Origin of the sequence: Enterobacter sp. EGD-HP1, from assembly GCF_000733275.2 — a bacterium.
Taxonomy (GTDB): domain Bacteria; phylum Pseudomonadota; class Gammaproteobacteria; order Enterobacterales; family Enterobacteriaceae; genus Enterobacter.
In genome coordinates this window covers 67,117-84,177 of record NZ_AVOP01000004.1, presented here as the reverse complement: position 1 = coordinate 84,177, position 17,061 = coordinate 67,117, and the positions used below count along the sequence as shown (strand labels likewise).

The 17,061-nt window shown below is 56.9% G+C and carries 13 protein-coding genes; 5 read left to right on the top strand and 8 right to left on the bottom strand.

Annotated features, from left to right (window positions below; all coding sequences use genetic code 11):
• Positions 1-49: 49 nt before the first annotated feature.
• Positions 50-2,824 (bottom strand): autotransporter outer membrane beta-barrel domain-containing protein, encoded by a 2,775-nt coding sequence (locus N037_RS05640; protein WP_032639614.1) that lies wholly within the window; start codon positions 2,822-2,824, stop codon positions 50-52.
• 450 nt (positions 2,825-3,274) lie between these two features.
• On the opposite strand from N037_RS05640, the gene hemB reads away from it, so the two are divergent.
• The gene (gene hemB, locus N037_RS05635) at positions 3,275-4,249 is read left to right on the top strand and encodes a porphobilinogen synthase (RefSeq protein WP_023334658.1); all 975 of its coding nucleotides are present in this window, start codon (positions 3,275-3,277) and stop codon (positions 4,247-4,249) included.
• A gap of 72 nt (positions 4,250-4,321) precedes the next feature.
• Positions 4,322-6,022 (top strand): lysophospholipid acyltransferase family protein, encoded by a 1,701-nt coding sequence (locus N037_RS05630; RefSeq protein ID WP_032639613.1) that lies wholly within the window; start codon positions 4,322-4,324, stop codon positions 6,020-6,022.
• A 106-nt stretch (positions 6,023-6,128) separates the two neighbouring features.
• Here the strand turns inward: N037_RS05630 and tauD are convergent, their stop codons facing one another.
• From tauD to N037_RS05595, 7 genes are all read right to left on the bottom strand, one after another.
• The gene (tauD, locus tag N037_RS05625) at positions 6,129-6,977 is read right to left on the bottom strand and encodes a taurine dioxygenase (protein ID WP_032639611.1); all 849 of its coding nucleotides are present in this window, start codon (positions 6,975-6,977) and stop codon (positions 6,129-6,131) included.
• Positions 6,974-7,801: a taurine ABC transporter permease TauC gene (tauC, locus tag N037_RS05620; RefSeq protein ID WP_032639609.1), complete on the bottom strand. Its 828-nt coding sequence runs from the start codon at positions 7,799-7,801 to the stop codon at positions 6,974-6,976. The genes tauD and tauC overlap by 4 nt, the downstream gene beginning before the upstream one ends.
• The gene (gene tauB, locus N037_RS05615) at positions 7,798-8,565 is read right to left on the bottom strand and encodes a taurine ABC transporter ATP-binding subunit (protein WP_023334655.1); all 768 of its coding nucleotides are present in this window, start codon (positions 8,563-8,565) and stop codon (positions 7,798-7,800) included. Before tauB ends, tauC begins: the two co-directional genes overlap by 4 nt.
• Before the next feature lie 10 nt (positions 8,566-8,575).
• Positions 8,576-9,538, bottom strand: coding sequence for a taurine ABC transporter substrate-binding protein (gene tauA, locus N037_RS05610; RefSeq protein ID WP_023334654.1), 963 nt, complete (start codon positions 9,536-9,538; stop codon positions 8,576-8,578).
• Positions 9,539-9,777: 239 nt separating this feature from the next.
• Entirely contained in the window at positions 9,778-10,710 is a 933-nt protein-coding gene (mmuM, locus tag N037_RS05605) for a homocysteine S-methyltransferase (protein ID WP_032639606.1), read from the bottom strand.
• A complete protein-coding gene (mmuP, locus tag N037_RS05600; RefSeq protein ID WP_032639604.1) occupies positions 10,697-12,097 on the bottom strand; it encodes an S-methylmethionine permease in 1,401 nt (466 codons plus the stop codon). The genes mmuM and mmuP overlap by 14 nt, the downstream gene beginning before the upstream one ends.
• A gap of 237 nt (positions 12,098-12,334) precedes the next feature.
• A complete protein-coding gene (locus N037_RS05595; RefSeq protein WP_023334651.1) occupies positions 12,335-13,243 on the bottom strand; it encodes a LysR substrate-binding domain-containing protein in 909 nt (302 codons plus the stop codon).
• A 127-nt stretch (positions 13,244-13,370) separates the two neighbouring features.
• On the opposite strand from N037_RS05595, the gene N037_RS05590 reads away from it, so the two are divergent.
• The 3 genes from N037_RS05590 (at position 13,371) to N037_RS05580 (ending at position 16,960) form a co-directional block, all read left to right on the top strand.
• Positions 13,371-14,558 (top strand): MFS transporter, encoded by a 1,188-nt coding sequence (locus N037_RS05590; RefSeq protein ID WP_032639602.1) that lies wholly within the window; start codon positions 13,371-13,373, stop codon positions 14,556-14,558.
• A gap of 11 nt (positions 14,559-14,569) precedes the next feature.
• Positions 14,570-15,751, top strand: a complete 1,182-nt coding sequence (locus N037_RS05585) for an amidohydrolase (RefSeq protein ID WP_032639600.1) — start codon at positions 14,570-14,572, stop codon at positions 15,749-15,751.
• Positions 15,752-15,850: 99 nt separating this feature from the next.
• A complete protein-coding gene (locus N037_RS05580) occupies positions 15,851-16,960 on the top strand; it encodes an AI-2E family transporter (RefSeq protein WP_023334648.1) in 1,110 nt (369 codons plus the stop codon).
• Positions 16,961-17,061 lie beyond the last annotated feature (101 nt).

The following is a 17,061-nucleotide window of genomic DNA, read 5'->3' as shown; positions in this document are numbered from 1 at the left end:
TTATTTATGTATATAAAAAGCGGGGGATATGACTCCCCCGCTTTATTCATTACCAGGTATATTTCACACCCAGATTTGCGCCCCAGTTCTGGTCAACGTCACCGCCGCCCAGATAAGTGGCATCAGTGTAAGCACTGAAGTTCTTCGTGAAGCTGAACTGGGTGCCCAATCCTGCACGCACAGCGGAGCCTTTCACGCCGTTATCAATGCTGTCACCGTTAATGTCGGCATTGTTATCGGCATCGTCATAAACGTAGGCCAGTTTGAAGTAAGGCGTCAGAGCCTGATCGCCGCCGTAGTTGAAGGTGTAACCCGCATCAACACCGAGTTCATAACGCAGGCTATCGTAAGATTGCCCATCCATGCGCATGTCATTGCTGAGACGATAATCATCGCCAGACTGGAACAGGCCAGACACGGCTGCGTATGGTGTGACATAGCCGGACAGGTTTGGTTTCCAGTCATAGCCCAGTTTCAACCCAAAACCAACTGCGTCATTAGTGGTGTTGCCATCAACATATTGACCGTTGCTCATGTTAGCAGAGAGATCGCTGTTGAAGCGGGTGTAGCTCAGGGAGCTGTCGAGGAACAGATCGTTCATGAACTTCGCCGACGCGTAGATCATTGCCGTCTGGCTGTCCTGATCGACCTGACCGGTACGATCGCTGATATCCCCCTTCGCGAAACCTGCCGCACCGCCGACGATCCACTTCGCACTATTACCGTCAATCTGCGTATCCAGACCAACCATAATGCCGCTCACATCCTGATCGTAGCTAATAACGCCATTGTCGCCGTCGAAGTTACCACCGAAGTAGCTCACCCACGCTCCGCCGTTGTCCGCCAGGCCGTGACGGCTGTTGGTCAGACGCGTACCTACGGTATCCTGCTGCAGGTTCCAGATATTGGTATTGGCAGATGGGATGCTCAGCGCCATATTGGCGTAGTCGGTCAGCGCTTTCTGCTGGAGGACAACGGTGTCACCCTGCTGCTGCGCCTGGTAGGTGTAAGCACCTAAATCGGCTTTGTTTGCAGCAGTAAAGCTGGCCGTGGTATCCGCGTTATTGTCATAGACGCGAATAATCTCTTTGTTTTTGTAATCAGCAACGGAACCGGCACCTGTCGCATCGTCAATGCGCACCTGGTAGTTACCTGCAACGTCACCGTTCACTGACAGATGGCCATCTGAGTTAATCGCCACAACACCGTAGTCGTAATCAGCATTGTACTTATCGTTGGTGATATAGCGTGCGTTGTTCAGATCGCTGTTCAGCACATAATCACGGCTGGCAACGTTCAGTACACCACCTTCGGTCAGGACCATATTGTGCGTATCAACCTGACCCAGCCCCAGCGCCAGCTCAGCACCGTTATCCACGGTGATGGTGTTGGCATACAGTTCGGCCGTTTCTTCCGTCAGTGCCGCACGGCTATAGCTGTCCAGATACAGATGGTCGGTCGCCACGCCGCCGCTGTCACCGATATTCATTGAAGAAGCATTGGTCAGGGTTATGGTATCCGCCAGCAGGCCTGAGTTTTCAACATTGACCTGAGACTGGTTGTTTACCGTCAGCGTGTCGATGTTAGAAACCTTGCGGGTATCCCACTCAGAGCCGTTATCCAGCGCGATGTTAAACAGACCGCTCTGATAGACCTCTTCACCCGCTACGTGGTCGTTGCTGTCATAGGTGGAGTCAGGCCAGATGCTGTTAGGGGACAGGGTGCTCCAGTCCACATCACTATATCCCTGGCCGTACATCTGGGAGGTACCAATGGCTTCAACACTTGACTGAGCTGCGCCCACCCATTTACTGCCGTTGGTCAGCGTAACGTCGAGCTTATCGGTACCGTCCCAGCCGTTGGTGGTTGGGTTATACACACCGTCATCGGTGATATCGGTTGCCGGATCGCCGTTCGGGTAGAAATTGTTGTCGAAGGTGCTGGAGAAAAGAATGTCGCCAGTAACGGTGGAGTGATCGAATGTGGCGGCGGTCTGCATCGCGTTATCAGACGCGCTGGCGGCCACAATCAGCGCCGCATCATCCGCCGCTGTCGCGTTGGTTTCTCCATAATCGCTCGGCTTCGCGGTTTGGCCGTAGAATCCGCTGGTGCCCAGGTCGCTGTATGCACCAGAAGTCAGTACCGAGTCTTTCACCAGCAGTGTGTCAGTAAAGACTTTGCTGCTGTTGGCTACGCCTTCAACACCGTCGTAAGGAGTATTATCCGGCTCCTGATAACCCTGCGTCAGTGTGATGCCCGCTACGTGGGAGTTATTCTGAATAACGATATCAGACTCTGCGTCCAGCGTAATCGCATTACCCAGAGCATATGTGTCCAGATAATGGGTTTCAGTATTGTCGCCATTTACAACGTCGTAAGCATAATGCTCATAGGTATCGTTGATAGTAGAATTATCCACCGTCAAACTAAAACGATCGTACTGAGTATGATTAGTGCCGTCGGTATCTACACCATCTGCACAGGTCGTGGTCATACATTCAGACGTGATCATGCCATTTATGGTGCTGTTAGAAATGCTCAGCGCATTGGCATGGCCATTGACACCATCATCCAGATAATACGTTGAAATAATACCATTCACGGTAGATTTATTAATCACCGGATAAATATCACCATCGTGGCTGGCATCGGAGTAATCCCAGTCAGCGTAACCATAATACCAGGGGGTAGACGCGGTATTATCATATCCAAAGGTATTATATGTCGTACCGGAAATATCCTTCGCATTGGCCTGAGAAGCGATAGCCAGGGTGCAGGCTAATGCAAGTTGAGATACAACCAGTTTCTTTTTCCATGTTTGCATTGGGTCATCCCTCCTCAGGGACGTAAGCAAGTTTGTCCATCACATCATTTGGCAATATTTTATTGCGGAGGGAATTATGCATTTTCATTTCGAAAAGGTTCAATGAATGTTTCCATTAAGTCCGTATCCAGACCAATAGCACCTTCAAAACGGCAAACGCATGGGTTACTCGAGATAAATATTATAAAAACAAAACGTTAAAATACAGCCTCACCAATGCAAAGCATATAATAAAAAATAATAGATCATTTTTAATGATGCATTCCCCTTAATATAGAAACAACACGAATACCTCTTCCTTTCATCAATATACTGACCTGTATTATATATTGATGATATAAAGCCTGACCTGCCGCATTTCGCAAAAAACAAAATGCCCACTTTAGTAAAACACCTGTCTTCACTTTGAGGTACACTAGCCTTCTTTGTTCCACAAACATCAGGCATACCATGACCGATTTAATTGCACGTCCCCGCCGCCTGCGCAAGTCACCTGCACTGCGCGCTATGTTTGAAGAGACAACCCTGACCTTAAACGATCTGGTGTTGCCGATTTTTGTCGAAGAAGAGATCGATGACTACAAAGCCATCGAAGCCATGCCGGGCGTAATGCGCATTCCGGAGAAATATCTGGCGCGTGAGATCGAACGCATCGCCAACGCGGGGATCCGCTCGGTGATGACCTTCGGCATCTCTCACCATACCGACGCCACCGGCAGCGACGCGTGGAAAGAGGATGGCCTCGTCGCCCGCATGTCCCGCATCTGCAAAGAGACCGTGCCGGAAATGATCGTCATGTCCGATACCTGTTTCTGCGAATACACCTCTCACGGCCACTGCGGCGTGCTGTGCGATCACGGCGTGGATAACGATGCCACCCTGCTGAACCTTGGCAAGCAGGCTGTGGTCGCTGCCGCTGCGGGTGCGGACTTCATCGCACCTTCTGCGGCAATGGACGGACAGGTTCAGGCGATTCGTCAGGCGCTGGACGCGGCAGGCTTTACCGACACCGCCATCATGTCCTACTCCACCAAATTCGCCTCCTCCTTCTACGGCCCGTTCCGTGAAGCGGCGGGCACGGCGCTGAAAGGCGATCGTAAAACCTATCAGATGAACCCGCTGAACCGTCGGGAAGCGATTCGTGAATCTCTGCTTGATGAAGCCCAGGGCGCAGACTGCCTGATGGTAAAACCGGCTGGCGCGTACCTTGATATTCTGCGCGACATCCGCGAGCGTACCGAGCTGCCGCTGGGCGCTTACCAGGTCAGCGGCGAGTACGCGATGATCAAATTCGCCGCGCTGGCGGGTGCCATTGACGAAGAGAAAGTGATCCTGGAAAGCCTCGGCGCCATCAAACGCGCAGGCGCGGATCTGATCTTCAGCTACTTCGCGCTGGATCTGGCCGAGAAAAAAATCCTCCGCTAATCTTCACCAAACTGCAATACAATCGACATCTGCTCCTTCTACTGTCTTCGCAAGACGGCAGGAGGAGTAATCATGTTTAGCCTCGATAGCGTTCTCGACGATCTTTGGCCTCAGGCGAGGCCTGCACCCTGGCAAAAAAGTCTGTTAAAAAGACTGTTTTACGAAGACGAATTTCAGCAATTTGCCGCAGCACACCGCCACCTGAAAGGACTGGATATGGTGGAGCAAGTTCTGGAACACCTTGATATTCTCTGCACCGTTTCCGCCCGCGATCTTGAACAAATCCCCGAACATGGCCCGCTGGTCATTATTGCCAACCACCCGACGGGTACGCTGGACGGACTGGCGCTGATGTACGCCGTCTCCCGCGTGCGACGCGATGTTAAAGTCGTGACCAACCGGATGCTGACCCACCTTGAACCCCTCAGCTCGCTGTTTATTCCGGTGGACAATATGGGCGGCAGGACGGCGAAATCGTCCCTGCTCCAGATGGAACAGCATCTGCAAAACGCGGGCGTGCTGATCTTCTTCCCGGCCGGAGAAGTGTCCCGCCCCACGCGCAAAGGCGTTCGCGACAAAAAGTGGCACTCCGGCTTTATCAAACTCGCCAGCAAGCTGCGCGCCCCGCTGCTGCCGGTGCATATTCAGGCGCATAACAGCCTGCTTTTTTATGCCAGCACGCTGGTGTCGCCAACTCTGTCGATGCTGCTATTGATGCAGCAAATGTTCCGCCGCCGCCACAGCCAGCTGCCGATTAAAATCGGCCAGCAGATTGCGTGGCATCACTGGCATAGCGCCACCCTTTCGTCGCGTGAGATGGCCGAGCAGTGTCGTCAGCACGTGATGCGTCTTGGCAAGGGAGTGCCTGGCGTCTTTAAAACCCAGTGCGCCATTGCCCGTCCGGAAGACCGGGCCACCCTGAAACGCGCGCTGGCGCAGGCCGAATGTCTGGGCAATACCAGCGACGGTAAAACCATCTATCTTTGGCAGCGCAACGGTCAGGAAGACGCCCCGCTGCTGCGCGAGCTGGGCCGCCTGCGCGAGATTGCCTTTCGCGCGGTGGAGGAAGGGAGCGGTAAACGCCGGGACACCGATCGTTACGATGACGATTATCTGCACCTGATCCTGTGGGATGATGCGGATCTGGAGATCGTCGGCGCGTATCGCTTTATGCCAACCGCAAAACAGGTTGAGCGTCGGGGTCTGGAAGGGCTGTACAGCTATAGCCTGTTCCACTACGACGACAAAATGCAGGACGTGCTGGAACACGGCATTGAGCTGGGGCGCAGCTTTATTCAGCCGCGCTACTGGGGACGCCGCGGCCTGGACTATTTATGGTCCGGCATTGGGGCTTACCTGGCGCGCTATCCGCACTACCGCTACCTGTTTGGCCCGGTCTCGATTTCCGGTGGCTTACCGCCTGCCGCGCGGGATCTGCTGGTCGCCTTTTACCGCCTGTGGTTCCCGGCGACGCATCCGCTCGCCGCGTCTCGTCAGCCGTATCCTGCATCGCTGCCGGACGTGCTCGCGCAGTTTGGCGGCGTGGATTACGTGGACGATCTGACGAAGCTGAAATCCCTGCTCGGCAATCTGGGCTGCGGCATTCCGCCGCTCTACAAGCAGTATTCCGAGCTGTGCGAACCCGGCGGCGTGCAGTTTATTGATTTTGGCAGCGACCCGGCATTTAACGACTGCGTCGACGGGCTGGTGCTGGTGGATTTGTGTTACCTGAAGGCGAACCGCTATCAGCGGTATATTGAGGCGCACCTTTAGATGTGCAGTTTTTTGTAGGCCGGGTAAGCGCAGCGCCACCCGGCAAGAACGGTGCACAATTGCCGGGTGGCGGCTACGCCTTACCCGGCCTACGTGTACTGCAGGATCAAGGGCGGTAAAACGGTTTATCCCCCAAAATCGTCGCCCGCTGCATAATCCGGCGCTGCGGCAGATAGTCCGCATTGGCATAGTGCTGCGTTACGCGGTTATCCCAGATCGCCAGGTCGTTCTCCTGCCAGCGCCAGCGCACCTGAAACTCCGGCTTGGTGATATGCGCGAACAGGAATCCCAGCAGCGCCTCACTCTCTTTCTCGGACACGTCCACAATGCGCGTCGTGAACCCTTCGTTCACGAACAGCGCCTGCTTGCCCGTGACCGGATGGGTCCGCACCACCGGGTGCAGCAATGGAGGATGTTTCGCGACCGCCTCCTGCCAGCGCTGATGCTCCTCTTCCGTTTTCCGGTACTTGTATTCCTGGAACGATTTTTTGAAGTCATGCTCCGCCCGCAGCCCGCTCAGCAGCGTCCGGAACGGCGCGGAGAGCGCCTCAAAGGCCGTAATGCCGCTGGCCCACAGCGTATCCCCGCCCGTCTCCGGCAGCAGCTTCGCCGCCAGAATCGCCCCGGCGGGTGGCGTCTCGATAAAGGTCACGTCGGTGTGCCAGTTGTCGTTATCCGGCGGGTTATCGTTGTGGGTGTCCAGAACGATAATCTCCTCCACGCCTTCCGCATGCGGATAGACAGGGTGGATATGCAGATCGCCAAAGCGCAGGGCCAGCGCGCGCTGCTGCTGCGGGGTGATCGCCTGTTCGCGCAGGAAAACAACCTGATGGCGCAGCACCGCGTGGTACAGCTGCTCAAACTGGTTATCGCTCAGCGGACGGGTCACATCCAGGCCCGACACCTGCGCGCCAATGTACGGCCCCAGCGGGGTAATGGTCAGACGTTCACTCATTGTATTTCTCCATGCCAGGGCGTCAGGCGACGCTGTAACGCGCGCAGCCCCAGTTCTAATCCAAAGGCGATCGCGGCGATCACCGCGATCCCTGCCAGCACCACGTCAGTCGCCAGGAACTCTCCCGCCGACTGCACCATAAAGCCAAGGCCGCGCGTGGCTGCAATCAGCTCTGCCGCCACCAGCGTGGACCAGCCCACGCCGAGGCCAATGCGCAGCCCGGTTAAAATCTCCGGCAACGCACCCGGCAAAATCACGAACAGCAGCACCTGCGTGCGGCTGGCGCCCAGCGACTGCGCCGCGCGGATCCGCACCTGCTGGGCGCTCTTCACGCCCGCCAGCGCCGACATGGCAACCGGGGCGAAAATCGCCAGATAAATCAGCAGGATTTTTGACGTTTCACCGATGCCAAACCAGATAACCATCAGCGGCAGATAGGCCAGCGGCGGCACCGGACGGTAAAGCTCAATCAGCGGGTCGAGTATGCCGCGCACCGTCGGGCTCAGCCCCATCGCAATGCCCACGGGAATGCCGATGATGACGGCAGCCAGAAGCGCCACCAGAATACGCGCCAGACTTGCACCTAAGTGCTGCCAGAGCGTGGCATCCATAAAGCCCTGAGGCCCGGCGATGGTAATGAGTTTGGCCAGCACCTGTCCCGGCGGCGGCAGAAACAGCAGGCTTACCCACTGCTGGGCAGCAACCGCCCACCACACCGCCAGCAATACCAGCAGCGTGCCGACGCTGAGGGTTATCTGACGCGAGAACGGCCAGCGCAGCGCCAGACGCGTGCGGCGCGTTTTTTCACTGAAGACGATGCTCATGAGAAAGCCTCCCGTTGTTCAAACACGCGGCTTAAAACGTATTCACGCTGTTCGATAAACAGCGGATCGGATTTGATGCTGCGCACGGGTTCTCCCGCGACGTAGCGGCGGGCGAAATCCAGCGGCAAACGCTCCAGCACGCGGCCCGGCCCCGGCGAGAGCAGCACCAGCTCCGTCGCCATAAACACAGCCTCTTCGATATCGTGGGTAATCAACAGTACCTGCTTGCCCGTCTCATGCCACAGGCGCAGCAGCAGGGTTTGCATCTGCTCGCGGGTGAAGGCATCCAGCGCCCCGAACGGCTCGTCCAGCAGCAACAGCTGCGGATTCGCAGCCAGCGCGCGGGCAATCCCGACGCGCTGGCGCTGGCCGCCGGAAAGCTGCCAGATAAAGCGTTTTTCCGCCCCTTCCAGCCCCACTTTTTTCAACATCGCCCGCGCCGTTTCCAGCCGCTGTTCGCGGTTGATGCCTGCAAGCTGTAGCCCAAACGCCACGTTTTCCTGCACGTTGCGCCAGGGCAGCAATCCTTCGTTCTGGAAGACCACGCCGCGCTCGGCCCCCGGGCCTTCCACCTTTTTGCCTTCCAGTTGAATGGTGCCATGCTGATAAGGGACAAACCCGGCGATCAGATTCAGCAGCGTGGTTTTTCCGCACCCTGACGGACCCAGCACCACCAGCAGCTCACCGCTGTCCAGCGTCAGGTTGATGTCCTCCAGCGCGGGCTTCCCACCGTAATCGGCGTACAGATTTGTAATATTCAGCATGGCGAACTCCTTATTTCACAAAGCGGTCTGTCACGTACTGGCTGTAATCCGCCGCCACCGCGGGCACTTTGCCCTGCTCTTTCAGGAAGGTGGCGGTATCCACAATCGCTTTGTTGACCGGCCCGGCCAGCTGCTGCACCTGCTGCGCGGGGGTCAGATAGGTATTGCCTTTCACTAGCCCCGGCACGTCCGCTTGCGGCACGCCGCTCAGGCGGGAGAGTTTTTCCAGGTTGGCGGGCTGCTTCAGCCATTCATCAGGGTTAGAGATGTACGGCTGCTGGGCGTCAATCGCGCTTTTGGCGAAGGCTTTCACCACCTCAGGATGTTTCTCGGCAAAGTCTTTGCGCACGACCCACACGTCGAGGGTTGGCGCGCCCCACTGGCCCACTTTTTCAGAATCGGTCAGCACGGTGCCGTCTTTTTCCAGTTCGTTTACTGCCGGTGCCCACACATAGGCCCCGTCAATATCACCACGCTGCCAGGCGGCGATAATCGCCGGCGGCTGCAGGTTGATAATTTGTACCTGACCCGGCTTGATGCCCCAGTGTTTCAGCGCCGCCAGCAGGCTGTAGTGGGTGGTGGAGATAAACGGCACGGCGATACGTTTGCCGATCAGGTCTTCCGGTTTGGTGATGTTTTTCTTCACCACCAGCGCTTCTGAGTTACCGAGCTGCGAGGCGAGCAGGAAAACCTCAATCGGCACCTGCTGGCTGGCCGCAACCGCCAGCGGGCTGGAGCCGATATTGCCAATCTGCACGTCGCCGGAGGCTAACGCACGCACGACGGACGCCCCGCTGTCGAATTTACGCCAGTCGACTTTCGCCCCGCTCTCTTTGGCAAAGGTGTTGTCCGCCTGCGCGACTTTCGCCGGTTCCGCAGAGGTTTGATACGCGACGGTGACGTCCACCGCCTGCGCCTGAAAAGCCCACAGCGCCAGTGCGCCGAGTAATGTGATTCGCGATGAAATTGCCATAGTGCCTGCTCCCCTTGTTGTTATGAGGGCAGTATTTCCGGCGCGGGAATTTTGATAAAGGAATAAAAATGAATCGCTCATAACGATTCGTTTTTAGATAAAAAGCGGGAAAGGATAGTGAATTTTGTGCGGTTCATTTTTTCCCTCTCCCCGTGGGAGAGGGTCAGGGTGAGGGCATCAGGCCGCACGAAATCTCAGAGGTAGGCCGGGTAAGGCGTAGCCGCCACCCGGCAAAGCACTCAGCGCTGCGCGTTCAGCTCAGCAATGTCTTTCGGCGTGGTCCGACAGCATCCGCCAATCAGCTTTGCGCCAGCTTCCAGCCACTGCGGCAGATATCCCGCCAGCGTCTCGCACGCTTCACCGTGGTGGTGCCAGGTTTTGGTTACCGCGTCATAATGCTCGCCCGAGTTCGGGTAGACCACCAGCGGTAGCGACGTCAGGCTTTGCAGATGCTTCAGCGCCGCCGCTGTGTTTTCCAGAGCGATGCAGTTAATGCCCAGCGCGACAACGTGCGGCGAGTTTTCCAGCACGCTGACCACCTCACGCAGCGGCGTACCGTCGCTCAGGTGTTCGCTGTCCCGCAGGGTAAAGGAGAACCACGCCCGGGCGCGGGGGTATTCAGACAGCAGCGCCGCCAGCGCCTTAATCTCCACAAACGAGGGCAGCGTTTCGCAGGCCAGCAGGTCAGCGCCCGCATCCAGCAGCGCTTCCACGCGCGGTCGGTGGAAGGTGGTGAATTCTTCCGCACTGCGCACGTAGTCGCCGCGATACTCAGAACCATCCGCCAGATACGCGCCGTACGGCCCAACGGAGCCCGCCACCAGCAGCGTGCCCGCATGCGGGTTTTCGGCCAGATACGCTTCGCGCGCCTTACGCGCCAGCTCCACGCTTTTGCCGATCAGCGCGCGAGACTGCGCTTCGTCCAGACCGCGTGCCGCAAAGCCCGCAGGCGTGGCCTGATAGCTGGCGGTGATCGCCACCTGCGCGCCCGCACGATAGTAATCGAGATGCACTTCGCGGATGAGTTCCGGGTTTTCCACCAGCACTTTGGCAGACCAGAGGCTGTCTGCCAGGTTACAGCCGCGCGCTTCCAGCTCCGTCGCCATCGCGCCATCCAGCACCACAAACGGCTGCTTTTCAAGGAGGGCGGTAAGCGGGTTATTCTGCGACATGTTCAGGCTCCTGCGATGTCATATTTCGGGTCAGGTAGTACGCACCATAACACAGGGCGACAAACGGAAGCCCGCAATAAAGAGCAATGCGCTGGCTTGGGTCAAACCACAGTCCGACACAGGCCACCATGCAGAGGATAAAACCAAGCACCGGCACCAGCGGATACCACGGCGCGCGGTACTGCAGCGCAGAGAGCGGCTGCCCGGACTGCAGATGACGGCGACGGAAAACGAAGTGCGACGCGCAGATGCTGATCCAGACCGCCACCACCGCAAAACCTGAAATCGCCGAGAGCGCGACGAACACCGTGTCCGGCGCCACGACGCTTGAGAACAGCGCCAGCACGCCGCCGAGCATAGAGACCGACAGCGCCGTCAGCGGCACGCCATTTTTGTTCACGCGGGCAAAGCAGCGCGGGAGCGTTTTCTCGTTAGAGAGCGACCACAGCATGCGCCCGGAGGCATACAGACCCGAGTTAGCCGCCGAGAGGATCGCCGTCAGGATCACGAAGTTAACGATATCCGCCGCGTAAGGAATACCGACCTTTTCAAACACCAGCACGAACGGGCTCTTTTCCACGCCCGCCTGCTGCATAGGGATCAGCGCCGCCAGCACAAACACGGTACCGATAAAGAAGATAATCAGGCGCGCGATGGTGGTGCGGATCGCAACCGGAATCACCTTGTGCGGGTTTTCGGTTTCACCCGCCGCGATGCCGATAAGCTCGGTACCGGAGAAGGCAAAGTTCACCGCCACCATGGTCATCAGGATCGGCAGGCCGCCGTGCGGGAACCAGCCTTCGGCAGTGATATTGCTTAAGCCCGGCGCGGGTGAACCGTCCTGCATCGGGATAAAGCCAAAGACCGCCGCCCCGCCAAGAATAATAAAGGCGATGATGGTGATGACTTTGACCAGGGAGAACCAGAACTCGCCTTCAGCAAAGAAGCGCGTCGAGATGACGTTCAGGCCAAAAATCACCACGCAGAAGACCACGCACCAGGCCCAGACGGGCACCTGCGGGAACCAGTACTGCATGCAGAAGCCCGCGGCGGTGAAGCTCGAGCCGAGCGCCACCGTCCAGGTGAGCCAGTAGAGCCACGCCACGGTGTAGCCCGTCGCCGGGCCAAGATAGCGGGCGGCATAGACGTGGAACGCGCCGGTTTCCGGCATCGCCACGGAGAGTTCGCCCAGACACTGCATCACCAGCCAGACCACCAGCGCGCCTATCAGGTACGCCAGCAGCGTGCCCGCCGCCCCGGTCGTGGAAATGATGTAGCCGGTATTGAAGAATAACCCTGTCCCAATCACGCCACCCAGCGAGAGCATAATCAGGTGGCGTGTTTTCATGGTGCGCTTAAGCTGCCCATTTTCTTGTTGTGTTTGCATATTACCTTCTATACGTATGGACATCTAAACATCCAAAGAAGGTGTGTTATACCGCGATTGTTAATAAAAAGCTAGATGACCAGACGCAAACGGGCGCGCCGCGCGCTCAGTCTGGGGTGGGTCGTGAGGATCACATAGAGAATCGGACGCCAGGCCATAAGCACCTCCGCAAGCAGATACTTACAGCATGGTGCGGACGGCGTCGATCCTGGGTCAGACAAAAGTCGTATCTTTTCCCTACCAGCTAAACCCTCTGCAGGCCTCGCGCAGGCGGATTAAAAACTGGCGCGCGTTAGTGGTCATCGCCGATTTCTGCGACCACACCGCACAATACTGAGCCGACGGCAGTTGGGCGATGGGCAGCGCGACCAGCTTGTCATCAAGCTGCAGCGGCTGACACATTGCCCGAGCAACCACCGTTAGATAGTCCGCGTTGAGCACCATACTCAGGCCGGTGATAACAGAATCCGTACGCAGCGGAGTCACATCGACCTGTCGGTAAAAATGGCTGAGCTCATTTTGCAGCTGCTGGTAGTAACCCATTGATGACTCCGGCAGCAGCCATTTGGCCTGACGTAGCGCCATCAGATCCCGTGCGTCAGCCAGCGGATGTCCTTTGCGCGCGACGATACAAAACGGCGAGGTGAACAGGGGTTCGATCATCACCCCTTCTGGCGGCGCCATCGGATCGACAGACCCGATGGCGATGTCAATTTCACCGTTGCGCACGCCGGGTAACAGCGATGATAATTGTCCTTCTTTAACCGTCAGCAGCACCTGCGGCAGCGTCTCTTTAAACGCCTCGGCCACATCGGGAAACACCGTCAGCGCAATCAGTGACGAGAATCCCACGGTCAACCGTCCGTGGGTGTAATGGTTAATCTGTTCCACTTCATCTGCCGCACGGCGCAACTCTTCCAGCACCCACTCCGCGCGTTGGGAAAAGGCCATTCCCGCCTCGGTCAGGGCGATGCCCTCTTTGCTGCGCAATAAAAGTTGCGTGCCTAAAGTTTGCTCAAGCTCACGCAATGTTCGGCTCAACCCGGGCTGAGAAACGCCCAGCTCACGCGCGGCTGAACGAATACTGCCGCTACGTGCCACCTGACGAAAGGCCTGAAGATGCCCAAGCTTTGGCAAATATCTCATCACTCACCCTATAACAAAAAAGCATCACCTATAGAAAAATTATATCTTCCCGAGTCTCAGGTAAACCCCTAGATTCGGAGTACACACCACACTCCTCATCACACTCTGACGTCAGGCGGAAAATAATATGAAAAGCCAGTCACAGATGATTTTTTTGCTTTTTGTCGGCTATGTCGTGGTTTATATCGATAAAACCGTCATGGGGTTTGCCCTGCTGCCTATCGAAAAAGAGTTCGGCCTCACCAGCGCGGAGCTGGGCTACATTACCGGCATTTTCTTCCTGGCCTACTCTCTCTTTCAGCTGCCAGCGGGCTGGATGAACGACAGACTCGGCTATAAAACCATGCTGATCCTCTCCCTGTGCGCGTTGGGGATTTTCGCCCTGTGCTTCGGTGCGCTGGGCATGAGCTTTGGCCTGCTGCTGCTGTTTCGCTTTCTCTCCGGAGTGGGGCATTCCGGCTATCCCTGCTCTTGCGCGAAAGCGGTGGTCAGCAATTTCACGCTGGAAAAACGTACCTTTGCGCAATCGGTTTTGCTTTCCTCCGCCGGGCTGGCAATGACCGTGGGGCCAATTGTGGCCGTCTCTGCACTGGAGCATCTGGGCTGGCACGCGTCGTTTGTGGCGCTGGGGATCGTTGCTTGTGCCATCGGCGTGCTGATCGCCGTGCGCGTGCCCTATCAGAAACCTGCGCCGCGCCAGCAGTCAGGTGAGCAAAACGGCGCCCTGTGGCGTAACCCGACGGTGGTGCTACTCTTTGTCTCTGTATTCTGCGTCAATATTCCCAGCTATGGACTGATGGCCTGGCTGCCAAAATTCTTCGTCCAGAGCAGGGGAATGCCGCTGGAAATCTCCGGTTATATCGTCGCCGTCGGTGGCGCGGGGATTTGGCTCTCGTCCTTGTGCACCGGCTGGTTCGTCGGGAAATATTTCCATAATCGCGAGCCGCAGGTGATTTTGATCTGCGCGCTGATCGGTGCTGCCGCTATTTTCGGCATCTTCCATACCGCCACGGCACTGACGGCCAGCATCCTGCTGTTCGTGGGCGAGATCTTCCTGATGGCAACCTTTGTTACCGCCTTTACCTTGCCGATGAAACGCCTTCCGGAGAACATTATGGGCTCGGCTATCGGCCTGATAAACACCGGTGGAACGCTGGGGGGCTTCGTTTCGCCTGTCGTAATTGGCTATCTTGTCGGGAAAAGCCACAGTTACGAAAGCGCGTTTATTTTCCTGTCACTGGCAATGGTGTGCGCGGGCGCGGCGATAGTACCGCTGATAAAAAAACCTGTGGCCACGCTGCCGATTACTGACTGAAGGAGACCGTCATGAAAAGCACCACTGAAAACCTTATCCGCGACGTTAATGAAGAGGTGATCCGCTGGCGCAGACATATTCACGCCAACCCGGACCTCTCGTTTCAGGAAAAACCCACCGCTGATTTTATTGCCCGCGAGCTGGGGAATCTGCCGGAACTGGCGATAAGCCGCCCGCTGGAGAACAGCGTGGTAGCCGTATTGCAGGGCGAAAAACCCGGCCCAACGTGGGCGCTGCGGGCCGATATCGACGCGCTACCGCTTCAGGAAGAGAGTGGAGAATCATTTAGCTCCACTCAGCCCGGCGTGATGCACGCCTGCGGTCACGATGCCCACACCGCCATGTTGATGGGGGCAGCAAAAGTGCTCTGCCATCTGCGCAGCCAGCTTTGCGGCAGCATTAAGTTTATCTTCCAGCCTGCCGAAGAAGTGCCACCGGGCGGCGCACGCGAGCTGGTGGAGAAAGGGGTCGTTGACGACGTCGAAAAGATTTTCGGCCTGCACGTCTTCCCTAACAGCCCTACTGGAAAAATCACGCTGAAAGAGGGCGTTTACGTCGCCTCCAGCGATAACTTTGACATCACTATTTTTGGGCAGGGTGGCCACGGCTCAATGCCGCAGTTCTGTATCGATCCGGTGGTAATCGGCGCTGAAGTTGTTACCGCACTGCAAAATGTGGTCGCACGCAATCTTGACCCGATTAACGCCCCGGTGCTGACCATTGCCACCTTCCAGGCCGGTGATAGCTATAACGTCATTCCGGACAGCGCCCGTCTGGCAGGAACGGTGCGAACTCATAATCAGCAGGTTCGTGAACAGGTTCCTCAGCTGATGCAGCGTATTGTTGAAGGCGTAGTGAGCGCCCACGGGGCGCGCTGTGAGATCCGCTGGCAGCAGGGTTATGCCGTTGGAAATAACCATGCCGACACCAACGCCATAGCCAAAAAAGCCATTGCAGAGCACTTTGATGACGAGACGCTGCAGCTGGCCGATCGTGCGCTGTTCGGCAGCGAAGATTTCTCATCCTATCAGGAGAAAATTCCCGGCTCGTTCCTGTTTATCGGCTGCGGCAACGAGGAAAAGGGAGCGGTATGGAACGTCCATAACCCACACTTCCGCATTGATGAAGCTGCCCTGGCCGTGGGCGTTAAGGCACATGTTGCGCTGGTTAGCGCGTTATTTGAGGCGATTTAACGCCTCACCAACCATTGCACCTTACCCGGCTGCAATGGTTGGTAATTCTCACAATCAGTTCTATAGTCGACACAGTTTCTTAGTAACCAGGACTGACTGATGCGCTTTAACGGACTGACCAAAGGTTTCTTTATCTTCATTCTTGCCCTTGTGACCTGGGCTTTCTTCGACGTGCTGTCGCCCTACTTCTCCGCGATACTCTGGGCCGCTATTCTGACCGTCATCTTCAACCCGGTAAAAAACAGGCTGCGCGCCGCGCTGGGGGATCGCAACGGGCTTGCTTCGCTGTTGACCATCGGCATTATCTGCCTGATCGTCTTTATCCCGTTGATGGTGATCCTCTCCTCGCTCGCCATTGAGCTGAACATGGTTTACACGAAGCTCCAGGAGAACAACACCCAGTTCCCGGAAGTGGTGGCTAGCATCTTTAACCATCTGCCTGACTGGGCCAGCGGCTTCCTGGCGGATCACAACCTGACCAACGCGGCGCAGATCCAGAAAAAACTCTCTGACGTCGCCCTGCAGGGCGGGCAGTATCTCGCGGGCAGCGCGTTTCTGATTGGCAAGGGAACGTTTGGCTTTGCGATTAGCTTCGGCATCATGCTTTATCTGCTGTTCTTCCTGCTGAAAGACGGCCCGTATCTGGTGCGCCAGATCCTCGACTCTCTGCCGCTGTCTGATTTCGCCAAGCAGCACTTGTTCGCCAAATTCGTCGGCGTGTCGCGCGCCACGGTAAAAGGGACGGCGGCGGTGGCGGTGGTTCAGGGCATCCTCGGCGGGATTGCGTTTGCGATTGCGGGTATTGACGGCAGCGTGCTCTGGGGCGCCCTGATGGCCTTCCTCTCTCTGGTGCCCGCCATCGGCTCGGCAATTGTCTGGGTGCCCGCCGCTATCTTCCTGTTCGCCACGCATCAGATCTGGCAAGGGCTGTTTATTGTCGGCTTCTTCGTGATCGTCGTCGGGCTGGTGGACAACATCCTGCGCCCGCTGCTGGTGGGAAAAGACACCAAAATGCCGGACTACCTGATTCTGATCTCCACCCTCGGCGGCATGGAGCTGTACGGCATCAATGGGTTTGTGATTGGCCCGCTTATTGCCGCGCTTTTTATCGCCTGCTGGAACCTCTTCTCCGGGCGCGATCACGAAGGTAACGCCGAAGAGCTGGATCCCGACTTCATCGAAGAAGGAAAAAATCCTCCAGAATTGTGAGGATGTGACGATAAAGACCACACCAGGCGGCGCTGTGCCGCCTTTTTTTACGCCTTAAATCAAACGTTTTCTATAATTTGAAGAACGCTGTCCTCTTCATG